This is a genomic window from Microcystis sp., from assembly GCF_048564745.1.
Classification (GTDB): Bacteria; Cyanobacteriota; Cyanobacteriia; order Cyanobacteriales; family Microcystaceae; genus Microcystis; species Microcystis ichthyoblabe_A.
This window is the reverse complement of sequence record NZ_JBLZRT010000076.1, coordinates 1-19415: the sequence shown is the minus strand read 5'-3', so window position 1 is coordinate 19415 and position 19415 is coordinate 1. Positions and strand designations below refer to the sequence as shown.

At 42.0% G+C, this 19415-nt stretch carries 18 protein-coding genes and 3 pseudogenes; 10 read left to right on the top strand and 11 right to left on the bottom strand.

Features of this window, described 5'->3' with window-relative positions; genetic code table 11:
* Positions 1 to 191: 191 nt before the first annotated feature.
* Positions 192 to 866, top strand: a pseudogene (locus tag ACOCD9_RS09950) (Uma2 family endonuclease); the annotation flags it as partial.
* A gap of 28 nt (positions 867 to 894) precedes the next feature.
* On the opposite strand, the gene ACOCD9_RS09945 reads toward ACOCD9_RS09950, so the two are convergent.
* On the bottom strand, positions 895 to 1122 hold the full coding sequence (locus ACOCD9_RS09945) for a DNA-directed RNA polymerase subunit omega (RefSeq protein WP_002761217.1): 228 nt from the start codon (positions 1120 to 1122) through the stop codon (positions 895 to 897).
* 226 nt (positions 1123 to 1348) lie between these two features.
* Here ACOCD9_RS09945 and ACOCD9_RS09940 point away from each other — a divergent pair.
* From ACOCD9_RS09940 to ACOCD9_RS09930, 3 genes and pseudogenes are all read left to right on the top strand, one after another.
* Positions 1349 to 1591: pseudogene (locus tag ACOCD9_RS09940) on the top strand (photosystem II q(b) protein); the annotation flags it as partial.
* An 814-nt stretch (positions 1592 to 2405) separates the two neighbouring features.
* Complete coding sequence (locus ACOCD9_RS09935; RefSeq protein WP_287704076.1) at positions 2406 to 3851, top strand: Ig-like domain-containing protein; 1446 nt, start codon at positions 2406 to 2408, stop codon at positions 3849 to 3851.
* Between the two features lie 56 nt (positions 3852 to 3907).
* Positions 3908 to 6145, top strand: coding sequence for an FUSC family protein (locus ACOCD9_RS09930; protein ID WP_419547279.1), 2238 nt, complete (start codon positions 3908 to 3910; stop codon positions 6143 to 6145).
* A 29-nt stretch (positions 6146 to 6174) separates the two neighbouring features.
* Here ACOCD9_RS09930 and ACOCD9_RS09925 read toward each other — a convergent pair whose 3' ends face one another.
* From ACOCD9_RS09925 to ACOCD9_RS09895, 7 genes are all read right to left on the bottom strand, one after another.
* Positions 6175 to 8247 (bottom strand): AAA family ATPase, encoded by a 2073-nt coding sequence (locus ACOCD9_RS09925; protein ID WP_287704072.1) that lies wholly within the window; start codon positions 8245 to 8247, stop codon positions 6175 to 6177.
* A gap of 148 nt (positions 8248 to 8395) precedes the next feature.
* Positions 8396 to 8572, bottom strand: coding sequence for a hypothetical protein (locus tag ACOCD9_RS09920; RefSeq protein ID WP_002737666.1), 177 nt, complete (start codon positions 8570 to 8572; stop codon positions 8396 to 8398).
* Positions 8573 to 8673: 101 nt separating this feature from the next.
* On the bottom strand, positions 8674 to 9264 hold the full coding sequence (gene leuD, locus ACOCD9_RS09915) for a 3-isopropylmalate dehydratase small subunit (protein ID WP_150976178.1): 591 nt from the start codon (positions 9262 to 9264) through the stop codon (positions 8674 to 8676).
* Between the two features lie 9 nt (positions 9265 to 9273).
* Complete coding sequence (locus ACOCD9_RS09910) at positions 9274 to 10068, bottom strand: class I SAM-dependent methyltransferase (protein ID WP_419547278.1); 795 nt, start codon at positions 10066 to 10068, stop codon at positions 9274 to 9276.
* A 5-nt stretch (positions 10069 to 10073) separates the two neighbouring features.
* Entirely contained in the window at positions 10074 to 10625 is a 552-nt protein-coding gene (cobU, locus tag ACOCD9_RS09905) for a bifunctional adenosylcobinamide kinase/adenosylcobinamide-phosphate guanylyltransferase (RefSeq protein WP_012266502.1), read from the bottom strand.
* A 48-nt stretch (positions 10626 to 10673) separates the two neighbouring features.
* Positions 10674 to 11051, bottom strand: a complete 378-nt coding sequence (locus tag ACOCD9_RS09900; RefSeq protein WP_002801624.1) for a phosphomannose isomerase type II C-terminal cupin domain — start codon at positions 11049 to 11051, stop codon at positions 10674 to 10676.
* 267 nt (positions 11052 to 11318) lie between these two features.
* Positions 11319 to 12602, bottom strand: a complete 1284-nt coding sequence (locus tag ACOCD9_RS09895) for a flotillin family protein (RefSeq protein ID WP_287704066.1) — start codon at positions 12600 to 12602, stop codon at positions 11319 to 11321.
* A 125-nt stretch (positions 12603 to 12727) separates the two neighbouring features.
* On the opposite strand from ACOCD9_RS09895, the gene ACOCD9_RS09890 reads away from it, so the two are divergent.
* Positions 12728 to 14242: a SagB/ThcOx family dehydrogenase gene (locus ACOCD9_RS09890; RefSeq protein ID WP_287704064.1), complete on the top strand. Its 1515-nt coding sequence runs from the start codon at positions 12728 to 12730 to the stop codon at positions 14240 to 14242.
* A 100-nt stretch (positions 14243 to 14342) separates the two neighbouring features.
* Here ACOCD9_RS09890 and dndE read toward each other — a convergent pair whose 3' ends face one another.
* From dndE to ACOCD9_RS09875, 3 genes and pseudogenes are all read right to left on the bottom strand, one after another.
* Positions 14343 to 14741, bottom strand: coding sequence for a DNA sulfur modification protein DndE (dndE, locus tag ACOCD9_RS09885; protein WP_004160206.1), 399 nt, complete (start codon positions 14739 to 14741; stop codon positions 14343 to 14345).
* A gap of 130 nt (positions 14742 to 14871) precedes the next feature.
* Positions 14872 to 15042: pseudogene (locus ACOCD9_RS09880) on the bottom strand (transposase family protein); the annotation flags it as partial.
* A gap of 245 nt (positions 15043 to 15287) precedes the next feature.
* Complete coding sequence (locus ACOCD9_RS09875; protein WP_045358403.1) at positions 15288 to 15545, bottom strand: chlororespiratory reduction protein 7; 258 nt, start codon at positions 15543 to 15545, stop codon at positions 15288 to 15290.
* Between the two features lie 31 nt (positions 15546 to 15576).
* On the opposite strand from ACOCD9_RS09875, the gene ACOCD9_RS09870 reads away from it, so the two are divergent.
* The 5 genes from ACOCD9_RS09870 to ACOCD9_RS09850 form a co-directional block, all read left to right on the top strand.
* A complete protein-coding gene (locus ACOCD9_RS09870; RefSeq protein ID WP_419547276.1) occupies positions 15577 to 17049 on the top strand; it encodes a protein adenylyltransferase SelO in 1473 nt (490 codons plus the stop codon).
* Between the two features lie 451 nt (positions 17050 to 17500).
* On the top strand, positions 17501 to 18124 hold the full coding sequence (locus ACOCD9_RS09865) for a sulfotransferase family 2 domain-containing protein (protein ID WP_287704058.1): 624 nt from the start codon (positions 17501 to 17503) through the stop codon (positions 18122 to 18124).
* Between the two features lie 210 nt (positions 18125 to 18334).
* Positions 18335 to 18601 carry a hypothetical protein gene (locus ACOCD9_RS09860; protein ID WP_002765250.1) on the top strand — a complete coding sequence of 89 codons (267 nt, stop codon included), beginning with the start codon at positions 18335 to 18337 and terminating at the stop codon, positions 18599 to 18601.
* A 4-nt stretch (positions 18602 to 18605) separates the two neighbouring features.
* On the top strand, positions 18606 to 18884 hold the full coding sequence (locus ACOCD9_RS09855; RefSeq protein ID WP_396888627.1) for a hypothetical protein: 279 nt from the start codon (positions 18606 to 18608) through the stop codon (positions 18882 to 18884).
* A 460-nt stretch (positions 18885 to 19344) separates the two neighbouring features.
* On the top strand, positions 19345 to 19415 hold a 71-nt coding region (locus ACOCD9_RS09850), incomplete at its 3' end, for a type II toxin-antitoxin system VapB family antitoxin (protein ID WP_419547281.1).

Below are 19415 nucleotides of genomic sequence, written 5' to 3'. Positions count from 1 at the left end.
TCAACGCAGACACAGCAGTTTTTATGTGGGTCAACATCTCTATCATTGGCTCCAGCTACATCAAATGTTCCAAAAAAATATAGAAGAGCTAATGCAAATTAGCCGCTATCGGTTGAAGGATTACATCAAAGGACAAAGAGCGATATCGCTTGCCCTATCTACCTTCTAGCTCGCTTGTCCCCCTCTCAGATTTTGGTGTCGATATGGGAGTTTATTACAATCCCGACGAACCGGCAATCATACCGGATGGATTTTTAGCCATTGGAGTCAAACACGATACCGGCGAAAGGGGAAGATTAAGCTATGTTCTCTGGGAAGAAGCTTATATTATGCCGATATTGGCCTTGGAAGTGATTTCTGAGAAATATAATGGGGAATATGAGGGAAAGTTAGCGGATTATCAAACCCTAGGGATTCTCTATTACGTCATTTATAATCCCTTAAGCGGTAGAAGGGGAAGGTTTAAAAATAGAGAGAGATTAGCGGTTTATAAGCTGATAGCGGGGAAATACGAGCTTTTAGAGCCTGAAAATAATCGGGTATGGTTGCCAGAAATCGGGTTAGCCTTGGGATATGAGCAGGGAGAACATATCGCTTGGGTGCGAGAATGGCTGTATTGGTACGATCGATCGGGAAATCGCTATTTAACCGCCGAGGAAAGGGCGAGGGCAGCAGCGGCAATCGCCGAGCAAGCAAGTTTAATCGCCCAACAAGAACGTTTGAATGCCCAGCAAGAACGTTTAGCCAAAGAGGAAGCAGAAGCGATCGCCGAGCAAGAACGTTTAGCCAAAGAGGAAGCGGAACAAAAAGCCCAACGACTAGCGGAAAGACTAAGATCACTGGGTATCAACCCCGATGAAATGTAAGGGTGGGTTCCCTGGCAATTTTAGGGGATTAATCGCGTAATAATTCCGGTTCGGTTAATTCGTCGGTCATTTCCATCAGGGCCCGTTGGACGGGTTTAATCATCGGGTCATCGATATTTTCTACGGTATCGTAGCGGACGCGTTTGGCCCGTCTAGCGACTTGCACGACGATGGAGTAACGATTGCTGGCCGCATTCATCAGTTTATCGGTGAGATAAATCATCTCGGAGGAGTCGAATTTAAACCGTTTGGACATAGTTATATTTAGCCTTCTCTGGTGAATTTGGCACTTGTCACTGATTTTAGTGATAAGTTTTATTACTCAGTCCACCTTACCATATTTTGTCAACCTTAAGGATAGGGTTATCCTTGATCTCGATCGGATTTTGTCAACTACTTTTTACAAAACTTAAATCAATTTAATACAAGTTTAAAAATATACAAATAAAGAGATAATTTTTGAAATAAATAAACCCAAAAAAGGTATCTCAACCATGGCTTTTAACCTCAAGGGTTTCAACTTTAACCAGTCGATTATCGATTCCCAGGGACGTGCGGTCGCAACGCGCTCGCTACGCGAGACCGCAACTTAGGCGGATGTGATCAACTGCGCTAACATTGGTTTTGAAGTAATGCACGAACGCAACGCTCATAACTTCCCCCTCGATTTAGCTTCCGGTGATGCTATCCCCATGGCCTTGACGGCAGCGGCGATCAATGGTTAAAAATAAACAGATGCTGGATCCCCATCCAACATCCGCGTTCTAACTCTGCACACATTTTGCTAAGTCCTCATGATAAGTTAAAAAACGCTTCCTTTTTGGGGGCGTTTTTATTTATTCGATTGAAAAAACCGATGACAATCATTACTAAAGCTGATGAGAAAGTGGGAAGTGGGGTGTGGAGTGTAGGGTGTGGGCTTCGGCCGTGAGCTCAGCGTTCGACCGAGCTCACGCCGAGGTCCGAACGGGTGTAGGGTGTGGGGTGTAGGGTGTGGGGTGTGGGAAGAACAAATAAAAATAATCTCCTGACTCCCGACTCCCGACTCCCGACTCCTGACTCCTGACTTCTAACCCAATTTTGGACAAAGATAAGTAAAAATTATTTATTGACCGTAAAAACTTGAGAATATTTAAATTAACATTCCGCAATATTTATAAATCCTTAAGAATTAATTGAGAAAGATTATTATTTAACAACGATGTTGTGATGGTTACAGCGATTTGATAAAATTTCATAGTCGGCTGTTCTGTGCTTTTTTGGGCAGCAATGGTTAAAACCCTCGCCACACCTAGAAGGTGATCCTAATTAAAACGGGTAAATCAGTCAATTTCACCCACAACGATGATCTTTTTTTTATGTAGTTTTGTTGCAAAAAAAAAGTTTTTTTGACAAAAAGCACAAAGTATGATATGCAGCCAAGGTGTTTCTGGTTGGGAGTAATTATTGTAGAGGGGGGAGATGGGAGAATAAATAAAAACAATCTCCTGACGACCGACGACCGAATACTGATAACTGACTCCTGATAACTGATAACTGATGAAAAGATTAGCTTGGTTCGATCGCTTAGTGTTAGCGACTATTTTGGCCTTAATTGCCGCGATATCGTCGATTTTGATCCAGGGAAATCAAGTTCCTACGCGAGGGGAGAATTTTAGCTGGCAAGGGCGAAAAATCGGCGTTAGGGACAATTATTTTACTTTAAGTTTTAATCGACCGATTGACCGTTCGGACGTGGAAACCAGCTTGGTGATCAATCCTCCCTTACCGGGTAAAATTAGCTGGGCCGGAGATCGCTTGACCTATACTTTGACGGAATTGCCCATCTACGGCAAGAAATATCAAGTAAAGTTACCCATTGCCCAAGGTGAGGACTTTATCGGCGAATTTTACAGCCACGATCGAGCTTTTGCCTATATTGGAGTCAACCAAGAGGAAAGAGGCCGTTTAATCGTCTGTAATATCATTCAGGGGGCAAATAACGTCACAGAACTGAAAAAAACCATCCTTACCCCTGGGGATCTGGTGGTCACGGATTTTCAAATCTATCCGAGGGGGGATAGAATTTTATTCTCGGCCTTCGATCGCTCTGACTTAGGACGAGATACCCCAAAACAGCAACTTTACACAATTACTACGGGTTTAAATCATGCTGAAAATGGTCAAAATTTGCCCAGTGGTCGTATAGAAAGGTTTTTAGATGCGAAAACCTATCAAAATCTGCGCTTTGATCTCTCAGATAACGGCAAAACCCTAATCGTGCAGAGAATTAATCATGGGAATCCGGGGGATGCCAGTTTATGGGTAATCAGGGATGATGGACAATCGCGACCGTTAGGAATGCAAGGGGATAATTTTTTACTATCTCCCGACGGTAAAAAAGCGGTTGTCAGTCAAACGGGAGGGGTAGCGGTGATTCCTTTGGATGTACAAGGGGGAAAACCGCAATTTTTGCCTACCTACGAGAAAATACTCGCTTTTTCCCGGGATGGTCGCCAAAAATTAATGGTGAAATCAGAACTGGATAATCAGCGATCGCTATTTTTGCTCAACGATCAGGGAGAGTCAAGACTACTATTAAGAACAGCTAATCCGATTATTAGCTGTGAATTTGAACCGCGACAGGAAAAAACCCTTTACTGTCTGAAAAGTGATCTGGTTATGGGCAGCGATGGCAAAGTGAAAGAAGAACCATTTTTAGGGATTATTGAGCTAAAAACGGGTAAAATGATGCCACTGCTGGCCTTACCTAATTATCGTGACGTGCAGATGAGTATGTCTCCCGATGGCGTGGCCTTATTATTTGATCAGTTAGCAACCATACCCTTTGGAGTCGGCAATGATTTAGTCACTGGGGAGGGGTCGAGCATTGCCGATGGTCGTCTCTGGTTATTACCACTCCCCGATCAATTCAGTCCCAATAGCACCCCGAAAATTTTACCTCAAGAACTCAACGCCGGTTTTAAACCCCGTTGGCTGCCCTAAAATTATTGATCGGTAGCTATGTTATCAGGTTCAAGAGTTAAGTTTTCAGTGAATTTATGCTACTTCAGCGATTTGCTTTTTTATTGCGTCCTAGTGGCGATATCGAGATCGAGCGGGGGATTCGGACTTTATTGGCGCTCGCAGTACCGATTATTATCGGTGATATTTTAGATCAGTCAGAATTGGGGTTAATGGTCGGTTTAGCGGCTCAAATCTTGATTTTAGCCGATGTGGGGGGGCTTTACTGCCTGAGAGCGAAAACCCTAGTCGCTACGACTATCGGGATGGCTCTAGCTTTGATTATTGGCACATTAGCCAGTGCTTGGCTAGGATTGACCGTAGTGATAGTTTTTTTCGGGTTGTTTCTGGCGGGTTATTTGACAGTGTACGGGGAAAATGGGGCGTTAGCTGGGGTAGTAATTAGTTTATTGCTGCTTTTTGCTGTTTCTTTGCCATCGGGGGATATTGTCGTCGCTTTACAACGGGCCGGAATCGCTGTGTTGGGAGGGGGATGGACAATTTTTTTAGCCCTGTTTATCTGGCCTTTTCGCCCTAATCAGCCTTTACGTCAGGTAACAGCGGAAAATTTTCAGGGTATCGCCACCTATCTCCGCTCTTTGCCCTTAAACTCTCGTTCTAATGCTAATGAGGAGCCATCTTTTAACAAAATCCGCCAACTGTTGCTCCGTTCCAGGAAAACTGTCACCTTAACCCGTCGGGGACGTTGGGGAAAGAGTGAGCTGCGGGAATTGTTAATCGTCTTGATTGAAGATAGCGATCGCATTAATACCAGCTTAATTGCGCTGCGAGAATTGCTTCATCTTCATCCCTTGCCACAACTGACCACGGTGGGTATTTTATTAGAAGATATTCTCGTGCAAGTGGCGGAAATTAGCGAAGATATTGCCTGGTTAATTTTGGGTAGAAATAAACGACCGGATTGTGAGCGTTTGCAGCTATTACTCAAAGCGATCGAGCAACAAAAAAACCTGCAAGCTAAAGTTTTAGAAAACGCCCAAGATGATTATACCAGTTATGTGGCCATTTCGCAATTAAATAATCGTTTAAAAAAATTATCTAAACAGCTAAAAATAGCCAGTGAAACAGCGCAACATTTGCAACAAAGCGAAAACTTTTCCGATAAAAAAAATCCCTGGCAGCGGAACTTTGAAGGGATAGAAAAAGAGTACGGTCAAGAAAAAGCTTGGTGGGAACCCTTAAAGTCTAATTTTAATCTAGAATCGCCCCTATTTCGTCATGGTTTACGCTTGGGTTTGGGAAGTGCCGTAGGAGTGTTGATCTACAATAAGCTAGGAATTACCCATAGTTTTTGGATTGGTTTAACCTTAGTTATTGTCTTAAAACCAGATTTTAGCTTGACTTTTCAACGCTTTTTTAATCGGGTGTTTGGCACGATTTTAGGCTCGTTTTTTGTTTTGGCATTGTTGCCAATTATAGATAATTCGATCTGGTTAGAAATTATTGGGGTTATTTCTATAGCGATCGCTTTAGCTTTGGTGCGATTTCACTATAGTTTGGCCGTATTTTTTATCACAATTTTTGCTTTAATCATCAGTCGTCTGGATGCCAGCAATGACGGGATTAATTTAGAGTATATCAGAATAGTTTATACTTTAATTGGTAGTGCTTTAGCTTTTGTACTTTCCTTCGGTTTTTTACGGGTTAATGAAGATGAACGTTTTTCCCTCGCTGCCATTAAAGCATTAGAAGCTAATCAAATATATTTTCAGTCAGTTATGGCAGTTTATTTAGGAGAATCATCCTATCAAACTGCAATTTTATCTTCCCATCGCAATAAAGCTCGACGAGCAAATACAACTATGCAAACGGCCCTACAAAGATTAATTGATGATCCTAGCACACCCTTTCCACAAATGGAACCGGCAATCACTTTAAGTAATTATATTCCTCGTTTTGGTCGCGGGGTGACAGTTTTATTGACGGAATTGGAACAATATCGCGGTAGTCCTCCCCATCCTAATCTAAGTCTGTTCACGCAACAAATAACCCAAGCTTTGACGCAATTAACCCAAGCTTTGCAAACAAATAATCCTCCTCTTCCCTTACCTCCCCTCGAAGATACTTTAGAAAATATCCTCGATCATTTGCAAGAATTGCGAGAGGAAAGGTTAGTAGAAATTGGCAATCAACAAGAGGGAACTAATCTCCATAAATATTTAGGGGATTATAATATTGTCACCACGGAACTTGTGGAATTATCCAGTCGTGTGGGGGTAATGAACACAGCAATCGATCGTTTTATTAGAAGTTAAAATTTAGTTATAACAACAGAATTTAACAGTCAGGAGGAAAATCGATTAACTTCGATAATTTCCGTATATTCAAAATTATTAGGACTGCGTTTCACTAGAGAATAATCAACACCATAAAGATTAATTAAATCCTCTTGACAATCCGCTTTCGGAGAATTATAAACTAACACATATTCTTTACCAATATAGGGAGAAATCTCGGTTTCTACTTCTCCTCTCCATTGAGTTTTTGTCACTAAAACAATTAACTGATTGGCTAATTTAGGAATCGCGATCGCAACTTGCCGACGATAGATATGATCAAGACTACCAAAAGGAGAATCCATCACCAGAGGAAAAGTGCTGCTATCAATTCCCATCAAAGTATTTTTCTGACTCCATTCTCGCACTCGATCGATAATTCCCCCGATAAAAGATAAACTGAGAATCTGATTTTCTCCGGTGGAAGCTGCTACGGGAATGGCGAATCCTGTGGTATTTTCTAATAGTCTTACCTCGTAATCGGGACTAATACGGGGAATATAGGGAGTAAAAGAAATTGAGCTAAAGATTTCCTGTACCCGTTTTTCTAAGGACAAACGAAACTGATTTTCTAATCTCTGTCTTACCTCACTAATGCGATTAATTGCCTCTTGAGTCGCTAAAATACGTCGTTGTCCTAAATTAGATTTTTCCTCTTTTTGTTGCTGTTTCTGTACCTGTTTTTGCAGGGATTCTAACTCTTTTTCATAGATATCTAGTTGATTTTTATTGCTGCCCTGTTCCAAGCGTAAATCTTTTAGGGAATCCTCGATCGCATCTAAGCGAGATTGCAGATTTTTAATATCTTCATCGGGATAATGGCGAAATTTATCCCGCACTTCATCTAATTCTGATTCTACCAAAGATAATTCTAAGCGCCACTGGTGAATATTAGCTTGATAACTATCCACTTCTTGCCAAAAATCTAAGACCCGTTTATCCATTTCTTTGACTGTGGAAGATAAGCGAATGGCCGCTTCTTCTACATCGGCCATTCCTGCTTTATTCATCCAGTCTTGTACCTCTAAATAAGCTTGGCTATTTTCCTGTAATTCATGACCACAAATACATTTTTTCCGATCTAATAATTGTTGGACAAATTGCTGTTTGATACCACTGGGTAATTCCCCTTGTTGTCGTAGGCGATCGATTAATTGCTGAAAATTTTGATTAATTCCTTTTAAAAAGACTTGATAAGCTTGCTGGGAAATTAATTTCTTTAACTTATCCTTAGTTCTGACTAAATCTTGCCGCAGATTTCTTTCCTGTTGTTCTAATTTTTCTTTTAACTGTTTTAATTCCTCGGCACCACTTAACTCTAGTAAGCGATTAGTAACGGCTTTTTTTAATTCTTCTTGCTGGGATAACTGGCTAATAATATCCTGCTGACGCTGTTTTAATTTCTCGAAATCCTGCTCAATTTTACTTTCCTGTTTCAATAACTTTTTTAAATCCGATTCACCTAAATCTTTAAGATCATCTTGTAAAGATTTTTTGGCTTTTTTTAAATGCTCGATCGCTCGGTCTAATACTTTAACTCCCAATAATTCTTTTGTATCCTCGGCGATTTTACCTTGGCTACTACTGCGAAATTGATGATCGATATATTCCCCATCAAAAAAGAAATAACGGTGTAAACTTTCGGGTAAAATTTGATTAATAATATCCTCTGGTGGTTGATTGGGTGTGTACCAATTGCCATCATCACCAGCGTAGAGCATATATAAACTATTTGAACCGTATTTAATTTTGCTATTTACATCTTGGTAGGCGAAAAATTTTCGTTTTACCTGATAGCGTTTATTTTCATGTTCAAAGTTTACTTCTGCCGAACATTCTATGGAAGTTCCCGTGGTTACTTCGGTAATTGCCCGTTTATTAACTAATAACTCTGGTTCGGCAAAAGCTGCCGTAAATTTTTCATAAAGTACCCAGGTACAAGCATTTAAAATTGTTGTTTTTCCCGCTCCATTATTGCCATAAATTACCGTTGTATTGCGAGAACTTGCCGCTAAATGTATCTCAGGAGTCTTGCCATAAAATTGTCGAAAATTACATAACTTTATTGATAGTAGTTTCATAGTTAGAGTGAGGGGATGATGGGGAAGTGGGAATTATGAATTATAAATTATGAGGTGGGGAGAAGGGAGCGGGGAGAATAAATAAAACTAATCTCCTAACTACTGACTCCTAACTCCTGTCTCCTGACTCCTGATAACTGATAACTAATTATTGGATTACTTCTTTAATAATTGTTAAAACATCATCATTGATATTGCGAGGATTGCGCTGGTATAACTTATCTCTTTCCAATTTTAAAACGCGATCGATGATTTTTCGCACATCTTCGGGAGCGTTTAAAATCGGTTCTTGGATATTTTGGAGATTATTATCAGGATTAGTCATAGGGCAGATTTTTTAATATTTACAGATGCTGCATTTCCAACAAAATCCCTGCCGGGGTACGTTAATCTATTACTAACGCACCCTCAGCCTAGATTGTTTCCCTAAACGAAACTTAAATAGGGTAACTTTTGGGCGGTAGATTGAATTAGATCGAGATTTTGTAAAAGCTGTCCGCAGGTATCCCAATCACCTTCTATTAACATCTGTCGGGAACCTTCATTCATAGAGACGGTAGCGACAAAATCCCCCCATTCCACTGTCATGGTTGTCAAGGAAAGATCGACGGGAATTTCGGGATTAGCTGCAATTAAATCCTGTAAATGGGTGATGGTTTTAGCCTCGGCAGTGACACAGGGAACCCCATTAGCGATACAATTGCCAAAAAATATTTCGGCGAAACTTTCCCCGATAATTGCTTGAATTCCCCAACGTAAAATCGCTTGCGGTGCGTGTTCCCGAGAAGAGCCACAACCAAAATTACCATTGACTACCAAAATTTTCGCCCCTTGGTACTGGGGTAGATCGAAAGGATGACTCCCCTGTAAAGCGGCTCGATCATCGGCGAACACTTGTTCGCCTAAACCTTCAAAGGTGATACAACGCAAAAAACGAGCCGGAATAATGCGATCGGTGTCAATATCGTTGCCTCGCAAGGGTAAAGCTCGTCCGGAGATGGTTTTAACTTGACTCATGATCTTTTTCTAACTTTTACTAGCAGTGACAAAAAAAGTGGTTGCATCTTGCCATACTCCCTGATCGGTGGCATTTTTCTCGATTTCTCGGCGATAATTGTTCACTAGAGTCGCAATTTCGGCAGCCGATAGGCGGTCGAAAGGGTTATCCTGAGGATAAAAATACTGCCCATACCAGAAGTTTTTGGCGGTTTCTAGGGGCAAATATCGACCTAACTGCTCGACATTGACCGATATATTGGTAAATCCCGCATTTTCCAGCAATTGATGGCATTTTTCTGGGGTGGCGATGGGAGTATGCAGATTAGGCAACTCAAAACCATAGGTTTCGCGACAAACACCACTGATCAAGGGTAGGAAGTGGGATTCTAAATTATTACAGGAAAAAGCGATCGAACCGCCTTTTTTTAACCATTGATACCATTTTGCCAGCACTTGCGGGATATCGGGGAAAAGTGCGATCGCCAGAGAACAGGTAATCAGATCAAAACTAGACTCGGCAAAGTCAATGGCAGCTATATCGGCGTTAATCAGGTCAATATTCTCGATATTTAATGCTTCTAGCTTTTTTTCGGCTCTGGCAATCATTTCTGGTGTCAAATCAACCCCGATGACACTTTTTACTTTTGGGGCAATTGCGACCGCAATAAATCCCGTTCCCGTTGCCACGTCTAGCACAGATTGGCTTTTTTGTAAATAGAGATAATTTACTAATTTAAGGGCGCGAGCTTGTGTAAAATCGTTATCGTAATCGTGACGAAGGGCATAAAAATCAATCACTTGACGCTGATAATCGTTGCTCATCTTCTCTATTGCCCAATTATCGACAAAGACTGACCCAATTGACTTAAATTAAGAGCATGGCCGCCGGTAACTAGATAAACCGCGTCTGCTATTGTGCCAATTCTACGACAGAGATCGCCTAAACGATCGCGAAACAGACGACCGAGGGGATAAGCGGGAACCACACCCCAACCGGTTTCTTCCGCTACCAGAATAACATCAACCGCCGCATTTTTGAGGGAATACAAGAATCGATCGCTAATTTCTAACCATTCAGCTGCCGACATTTCTAAACAATTGGCTACCCAAGTACCGAGGGAATCGATCAATAAACAGTGAGTAAATGGACTATTATCAATAGTTTCGCTTAATTGTCGGGGAATTTCTTGGGTTTGCCATTGGGGTAAACGTCGCTGCCGGTGTCTTTCAATGCGATCGCACCATTCTTGATCTTTTTCATCCACCGAGGAGGTGGCGATATAAATAACGGGTTTTTGGCTGATTTTGGCTAAATATTCGGCCCATTCACTTTTCCCAGAACGGGCAGCCCCTGTAACTAGGATAATTTTTTCATCCACGATCGAGATTTTGGCAAATAACTAAAGTATATACGGGAGAAAACTGTCCTATTCTCGATCATCAAAACGGTGAATATCATCATCTCCCAAATATTCGCCATTTTGCACCTCAATCATCACCAGAGGAATAGAACCGGGGTTTTCCAACCGATGACGGGTATTCATAGGAACGTATGTAGATTCTTTTTGTTTGAGGAGAGTTTCTTTTTCATCACAGATTACCCGCGCTGTACCCGAGACGACAATCCAGTGTTCACTGCGATGGTAGTGCATTTGGGTACTCATGTGATGGCCGGGTTTAATGACAATGCGATTGATGCGATACCGGGGACCTTCCTCCAATACCGTCACCGTTCCCCAGGGGGGAGTCCGCGTCATTTCTATGTCTTGGGGAGAAGGGGAGGGAGCATTAATTAAGTCATCCATGGCGGTGGTCTCCAAACTTGATTAATATTTTAGTGGACAATCTCTGGTTTGCAGCTATTAGCTAAAGGTGTGTGGGGTGTGGGGTGTGGGGTGTGGGGTGTGGGGTGTGGGGTGTGGGGTGTGGGGTGTGGGGTGTGGGGTGTGGGGTGTGGGGTGTGGGGTGTGGGGTGTGGGGAGAATAAATAGAAATAATCTCCTGTCTCGGAGTCTCCTGTCTCGGAGTCTCCTGTCTCGGAGTCTCCTGTCTCCTGATAACTGATAACTGATTCAGGAGGGCAATTGTTTAAAATCAAAATTTGTGTCTTTGCCCTTGACAGATGGCTCGGTTTGTGCTATGCGATTAGCCATTTGTACCAGATCCACTCCGGTAGCTTGACGCAATTGTTCGGCAAAGGCAGTCATTTTGGGGACAAGATTACTATCACCCCCGTCCACTACCGTCACCGTTTGCACCTGCACTTCTGGGACACTAGCGACCATTAATTTCAGCAATAACTCCAATTTTTGGTATAAAAAGATGTTTTTAGCGTTATTTCCCGCTCCTTGCCAAGAGGCTGCCAGTTTTTTGGTTCCTTCCGCTTGCGCTTTCCCCTGTTCGATAATTTTGGCCGCTTCCCCCCGGGCTTTTGCGATCGCTTGTTGACATTCCGCCGCCGCAGGGGCGATCACATCTGCTTGTAATTGCTGTTTCACCTGCTTAATTCGGGCAGTTTGTACCGCCACTTCGGCCTGTACTTTAGCTAAATCCGACATAACCACCGATTCTACCTCAGCAATCATGGCGCCGCGCTTAGTTTGAGTGTCGCGCACCCGTTTTTCTGCGTCAGCTTTGGCTATTTCTAAATCTTTTTGGATACGACGCAAAGCGGTTAGGCGTTGATTCTCGGAAGCCTTGATAATCGATGTTTTTCGGGCTTTTGCTTCGGCTATCCGGGCATCTCTCTGTAATTCGGCTTTCTGCTTCCGTCCGATCGAATCGAGATAACGCACCTCATCGGAGATATTCTGGATCTGCAAACTATCCAAAACTAAACCCAATTTTTCCAGATCCTGTTCCGCTTCTTCCAGGAGACTTTTAGCGAAAGCGATCTGATCGGAGTTCGCTTGTTCTGGGGTTAAATTCGCCAAGACACCGCGCAAATTGCCCTCGAGGGTTTCTTTAGCCAATTGTTCAATTTCCTTGCGTTTCTTGCCCAATAAACGCTCGATCGCATTATAAATAATCGGTTCTTCCCCAGCAATTTTAATATTTGCCACCCCGGTGACGATCAACGGCACACCGCCCTTAGAATAGGCATTAACCACCTTGAGATCGATGATCATGTTCGTCAGGTCCATTCGATACACTTGTTCTAGCATAGGTAAACGAATACTGCTGCCCCCTTTTACCAAACGATAACCGATGGTTTTGCCCGTGGCCGTGGGACGACGACTACCGGCAAAAATTAAAACTTCACTCGGTTGACAGATATGGTAATAGTTACGGATGACTAATAAACCCGCACCTGTGCCTAAACCGAAAACTCCCAGTAAAACAGCGATAATTTCCATAGATTTTATGTAGGTGAAATTGGTGATTATCTTTACTTTTAGCCGATCAACTCTCTGGCCGGTTGATTTTTTTGGGGTCATCGATATTACACTAAAAAGTAAAGCTTAGACAGCCTATCTTTATCATGCCAGATCAGCCAATCTCGATCGCCCAATACTACCACGAGCGGACCAAATACGACCCCCAGACGATCGCCTCAAAAAGTAAAGGTCTTGATTGGAGTCAACAACCCTATCCCTTCAAAGAATACAAAATTGGTCAGACTTTCGATCTCAAACCCTACCTCTCCCGTCAAACGGTTCCCCAAAAAGGGGACTTTTGGCGACGTATATCGCGAATTTTGGGCTGTAGCTATGGTTTAACTGCCAAAATCGCTACTATGGGGAGTCCCTTGTACCTACGTTCCGCACCCTCTGCTGGTGGATTATACCCCGCCGAGGTCTATCTGATCTCCCGTGGCACGGAATTTTTACCCGCCGGTCTCTACAGTTACCAAGGTCAAAGTCACTCGCTGCTTTTATTCTGGGAAAGTGATGTCTGGACCCACCTACAATCTGCTTGTTTCTGGAATCCTGTTTTAGAAAATACCGATATCGCTTTAGTTACCAGTGCCATTTTTTATCGATCCGCTTGGCGCTACGAAGATCGAGCTTATCGGCGTATTTTCCTCGATACAGGGCATTTATTGGGCAATATTGAGCTATCAGCCTCGATTAATGACTATCGCGCCCATTTAATCGGTGGTTTTAACGATAGCCAGATGAATGAATTGCTTTATCTCGATTCCGAGAAAGAAAGTGTCATGACGGTGATTGCTTTGGCAGATCTGCTCAATATCCGGCAAAATCTCCCCCCTAGTACCACGGCACTCCCTTCGGCAACCACGACTCTTTATCCCAAAATTGCCGAGGGAGAATTATTAAGCTCCCTACAGCGAGCCACTATCATAGATGCAGACGAAAAGATAGAAGCAGCCGTTACTCCGTCTAATTGGGAAGATAAATATAATTTTCCTTTTTGTCTAAAAGTTTCCGTGACATCCCGTCCCGTCAATTGGGGGCAAGATTTAATCGATCTGGAAAGTACGATGCTTAAACGCAGATCTACCCGCGCTTATAGTGGCGCTAGTCTCAGTTTAAACGAATTGCGAGCGCTGCTGCATTTTACCTATCAACCCCAAGATTATGCCGACCAAAATCTCGATCCCAATCCCGATTATTTTGATCTAGATTTATTGGAAACTTTTATCGCTGTTTCGGCAGTAACTGGATTAGAGGAAGGCTGTTATTATTATGCTCCCAAAGCCCAAGAATTGCGGCAAATTCGCTTTAAAAATTTCCGGCAAGAGTTACATTATCTCTGTTTGGGTCAGGATTTGGGACGAGATGCGGCTGCTGTGGTTTTTCATACGGCGGATCTGTCAAAAGCAGTGGCTAAATACGGCGATCGAGTCTATCGTTATCTTCATGCAGATGCGGGCCATTTGGGACAGAGATTAAATTTAGCAGCTATTCATATGGGGTTAGGGGTTAGTGGTATCGGTGGTTTTTTTGATGATCAAGTTAATGAAGTCTTAGGAATTCCCTCCGATGAAGCAGTTATCTATATCACTACTTTAGGCCGACCAAAAGTTTTTTAAGGTGAGTTTAAACCATTATTAGTGTAGCTGGGTTAAGTATAGCCTAGCTGACAGTTTTCGGTCGGGTTATCTCGGAAGGATTAAGGATAAACCCCCTTGATTAAGATTCTCTGAGATTTTCTCTTTCTAATTCGATTAAATTATCGATTTTCTTTAGCTTGGTATCCCCAGCAAGATAACCGATCCCGCGATGTAAATGTAAGCGAAATTGTTGAGTTAGAGTTTCTTTATCGGTTCCTAATCCGTCTTGATGACAACGTTGTTTGAGGGCAATTAGGAAAATATCGGCCATTTCTCCCCCGAATACTTTCCAAGATAATTCTACATTGCTATCGGCAGGAATGGGAACGGGAGAGGGGAGACTCGGTTCAGCAAGGGAACGACAAAAAGCCCAACGACAGAGGATATTCCATTGGTCAATTTTGGTGTAGCGTTTTAATTTTATTAGGCTATCTTTGGCAGTTTGAGATAGTCGGAAACGTTCGATAGGTGATTCCATAATCTATAATTTTACCTCGCTATGACTGATGATAGAATAGTTAGTCATTCTCAATCTTGTTTAATAGGAGAGTGGGAAGTGGTGAGCTTTTTTTCAGTTATCAGTAAACAGTAAACTGATAACTCGCATCTGATAAATGATAACTGATAACTTTAGCAAACTCTCCTAGCTCTCTATAACTTGAGTATCCTAGCATTGTTCCCAGTATTATTACTACTAATACTATCCATAAAGGGTGTCTTTTTCCTTGATCTTTCCGAAAGTCCTTGACTTGTTTCAGTTTTTCTATTAAGCTCAACATATATTTTAAAGTTTGGCGGTCACTCCTCATTTTACAAAGACAGTGATCGCTTTTACTTTTGATATTCTGATGGGAGAATAAAACAGCCCTACTTGATAAGGGGGTGTCTGACAGTTTTTAAGTACTTAAGCAAAATTAATTACACATATCTAACCACCTTTTGCCTCTTGCCTTTTGCCTTTCTTCACTAGGGAAATTTATTTTGCACTACTACTTAACACCTAACTACTTAATAATGGGTTCCCTTATTTTTCCAAACGGACCACATACCATTGTAAATAACCCTCCTCACCCAGGTCTAACTCGCAGTAATTATCGCGCAGATAGAGAGCTTTTTCCTCAAAACTAGAGAATTTCGCCAATTGTCGGGGACAAATCTCTGGTTTTGCGGTGATTAAATCTTTTAACTTATCCCGCAACTGGTCGGGAGTCTGGAATTGTTCGGGTTGATCGGCCTCAAGGACAAGAAAATAGTCCCCTTGATACATAATAGAATCGGGCATCGCTGTTGGATAGTCTCAGTAGGAAAATTTTTTGGCTATCTTTATCACTTTATCGCCTCAACGCTCGATCGACACCACCACTATGACAGACCATCTCACCAATCCCTTTCTCAGTCTCCCTTACGAAAGCGCCATGCAGGACTTGGGGGACCAATACTACGATCAAGTTGCAGCCGCGGATTTTCCCAGTCATATCCTTCGTTTTCGCAATGATGCTTTATTACCTTTGGTGGGAATTCAGCCAGAATTAACCTTAGATGAGCATTTTATCGAGGCTTTTGGTAAATTTCAATCCCTGACCCCTTTTTTAGCCCTGCGTTACCACGGTTATCAATTTGGCGAGTATAATCCTTTCTTGGGAGATGGTCGCGGTTTTCTCTACGGTCAAGTTAGGGGTATTGATGGCAAATTATACGATTTTGGTACGAAAGGATCGGGACGGACTCCCTATTCCCGTCATGCTGACGGTAGGTTAACTCTCAAGGGTGGAGTTAGAGAAGTCTTAGCCGGGGAAGCTTTACGCGGTTTGGGGGTGAATACCTCTCGCTGTTTGAGTTTGGTGGAAACGGGGGAAGCTCTCTGGCGCGGCGATGAACCTTCCCCGACGCGATCTTCGGTGATGATTCGAGTTAGTAATTCTCATATTCGTTTCGGGACTTTTGAGCGTTTATTTCATATTAAACGTAGTGATTTAATTAAAAGACTCCTCGATCATGTGATTATTTATTATTATCCTGAAATCAATCCCCAAGATAGCGATCGCTATTTAAAATTTTACGATGCTTTAATCGAAAGAACGGCTAAATTAGCATCCCAATGGATGGCTGCAGGTTTTTGTCATGGGGTTCTCAATACCGATAATATGTCAATTACTGGGGAAAGTTTCGATTATGGTCCCTACGCTTTTATTCCTTCCTATAACCCCCAATTTACGGCGGCCTATTTCGACTACGGTGGCCGTTATAGTTATGGTAATCAGCCTTTTATCTGTCGTTTAAATCTAGAGTTACTGCAATCTCCCCTGTCCATGGTTGTCTCGTTGTTAGAGTTAGATATGGCTTTGGCTAACTATGACCACCATTACAATTTTTATTATCAAAAAATGATGCTCAAAAAGTTAGGTTTTGAGGATATTTTTACTCCCGAATCCGCTTTACTGGTCAGCAAAACTGTGGAAGTTCTCCAAGAAACCAGCCTCGGTTATCACGAATTTTTCTATCAATTAAGTGAACAATTTAATTACGGTTGGCGAGAAAATAGTTCTCTAATTCTTGAAAATATGGATTTACCGAAAGCTGATTGGCAACGTTGGCGAGAGTTATATAGTTTGGTCTTAAATCAATCACCCTCAGATTCCTTGTCTCAAATTGGCGATACCTTAAAGCATTATAATCCTAAAACCGCTTTACTTAGACCGCTAATCGAATCGGTTTGGGAGGCAATTACTTATAACGATGATTGGCAACCTTTCCACGAATTAGTGATAAAATTACAAAATAAATAGTAATTAAGTAATAAGTAGTGGTGCAAAATTAATTTCTTGGTTAGAATAGGCAAGAGGTAGTTAAATATGTGTAATTAATTATCTCTAGCTACTTATTTAGTTCATTTCCTGAAATGCGTTGGACAAAAATTGACCAGACTTGGCGATCAATGTTTCCCTTCTAACCATTAAGAGTGTCAAAATAATAGTAAAATTTTGTGACAAAGTGCAGTCAGATCTAAGAATCTTTGCTAGAATTATAGAAAGCTTCTGTGATAAGTCTCCTTAAAAGAGATTGTTTGCAGTAAACTAATCTGGCTAACACGCTTTTGGGTGTGATATAGAGAAAGTTTCTTGCGATTGCGCCTAAATGGAGTGATATACAGAAGGTTGACTCATATCGTTACTCTGGAGAGTGTTATATAGAAAGTTGACCTATAATATGTAGTTAGGCACGAGGAGAATAATACGCATGCTGATATCGAGAGAATACAAGTTTATATTCGTCCATATTTATAAGAATGCTGGCACAAGTATTACAACGGCGCTACGACCATTTGCAATAAGTACATGGCAGTGGAAAGCTTATAGGTTGATAAAAAAGGTGGGCTTTCCTTCTCCTTTCTTTGATCCTCATCCATTTCCTGCGCATGTCAATGCATCCAAAATAAAAGAGAGTTTTGGAGCAGAGAAATTCAATGAGTATTTTTCATTTGCTGTAGTCAGAAACCCATGGGATTGGCAAGTTTCACTCTACAAATATGCGTTGAAATCAGAAACACATCATCAGCATGAGTTAACAAAAAATTTAGGTAGCTTTGAAGAATATATAAAATGGCGATGTGAAAATGAAGTTAGATATCAAAAAGATTTTATATATGATAACAATGAGTTGCTTGTTGACTTTGTTGGGAGATATGAAAGCCTAGATAATGACTTCAACGAAATATGCTCTCGCATTGGAATCTCCGTCTCGTTACCAAAACTAAATGTATCAAATACAAAACCATATCAGAGTTACTATTCTGAGAAGAGTAAAGAACTTGTAAAGGAAGCATTTGAACCTGATATTAGGACATTTAATTATGAATTCTAAAAAAGTGCGATCGCCGATCTTGTAGGGTGCGTTTCCTAATCTGGCTCCCACTGCCCCACCGATCGATTTTGGGGAACGTACCCTGCCCATGGATTGAAGCTGTGAGTCTAAGTGCGATGCCGCTCTGGTGGGCCCAGTTGAGGAATGTTAGGGAAGATTCCCAATGTTTGGTTAAAATAGAGGGGCAAAAGTCGCCCCAGGGTCGCTTCAATGACAGTTAGACAACCCCGCTACAGTAAAGAAGAATTCGCTCGACGTGGTAATGAGATTTATCAATCTCAGGTACGTCCCCAAGTCGAGGAAGGCAACTATGGCAAAATTGTGGCGATCGATATTGAGACAGGAGCCTTTGAATTAGCAAAGGATACGATGACTGCTTCAGACCGATTGCTAGAACGTTGCCCCGACGCTCAAATCTGGTGCGTTCGGATTGGTCATAGAGGAGTTCATCGCTTTGGTGTCGGTCGTTTGCAATAACTCTATGATGCAAGGAATTGTTGATCAAAACTGTGAGGCGACTATCCGACTGGTCGTAGGCAATTTAGATTCACAGAGGCAAATGATCGATGCTGTCATTGATACAGGATTTACAGGTTTTCTGACTCTGCCTTCCTCAGTGCTTGCCGATCTCAACTTACGCGCATATAAACGTGAAGAGGGAATCCTGGGGGATGGAAGCACTTGTATTTTCGATGTGTATCGTGGTTTAGTTATAGCGTTTCTCACACCTGTGTGGCACAGTGAAACCTTTGCTGATTAAACTTTTCACCATCGACAATGTACCTCTTGCGAACAGGAAACGCTATATTTGGGATGGAGAGTTGCGGCGAATTGATATAAACGAATCGGATACAGAACCTTTGGTTGGTATGGGTTTACTCTACGGCTATCGGATGCAGCTTGATGTAATCGAGGGTGGTACGGTTACAATCCAGGCATTGAGCAGTTTAAGTTGATCCGTGGGTCACTGTCTAACCAGCCCTAGGGTGCGTTCCCTAATGGGGGTCTTACTGCTCCACCGATCGATTTTGGGGAACGCACCATGCACATTGATTGAAACTGTGAGTTTAAGTACGATGCCGAAGGCACTACGCCATTGCCGTATGTAGCTTAAGGTTTGAGGGCCAACTAACAAAGATATGCCCAGAGTTGGGTTAGTCATCTATCGGATTAAAATGTAAAGAGAATAATCACCCATACTTCAATCTAATATCCATCCTATGCAAATTACCCTCAACCTTGATGAATCCCTTCTCAAGGAAGCCTTTCAACTGACTAACCTCACCACCCA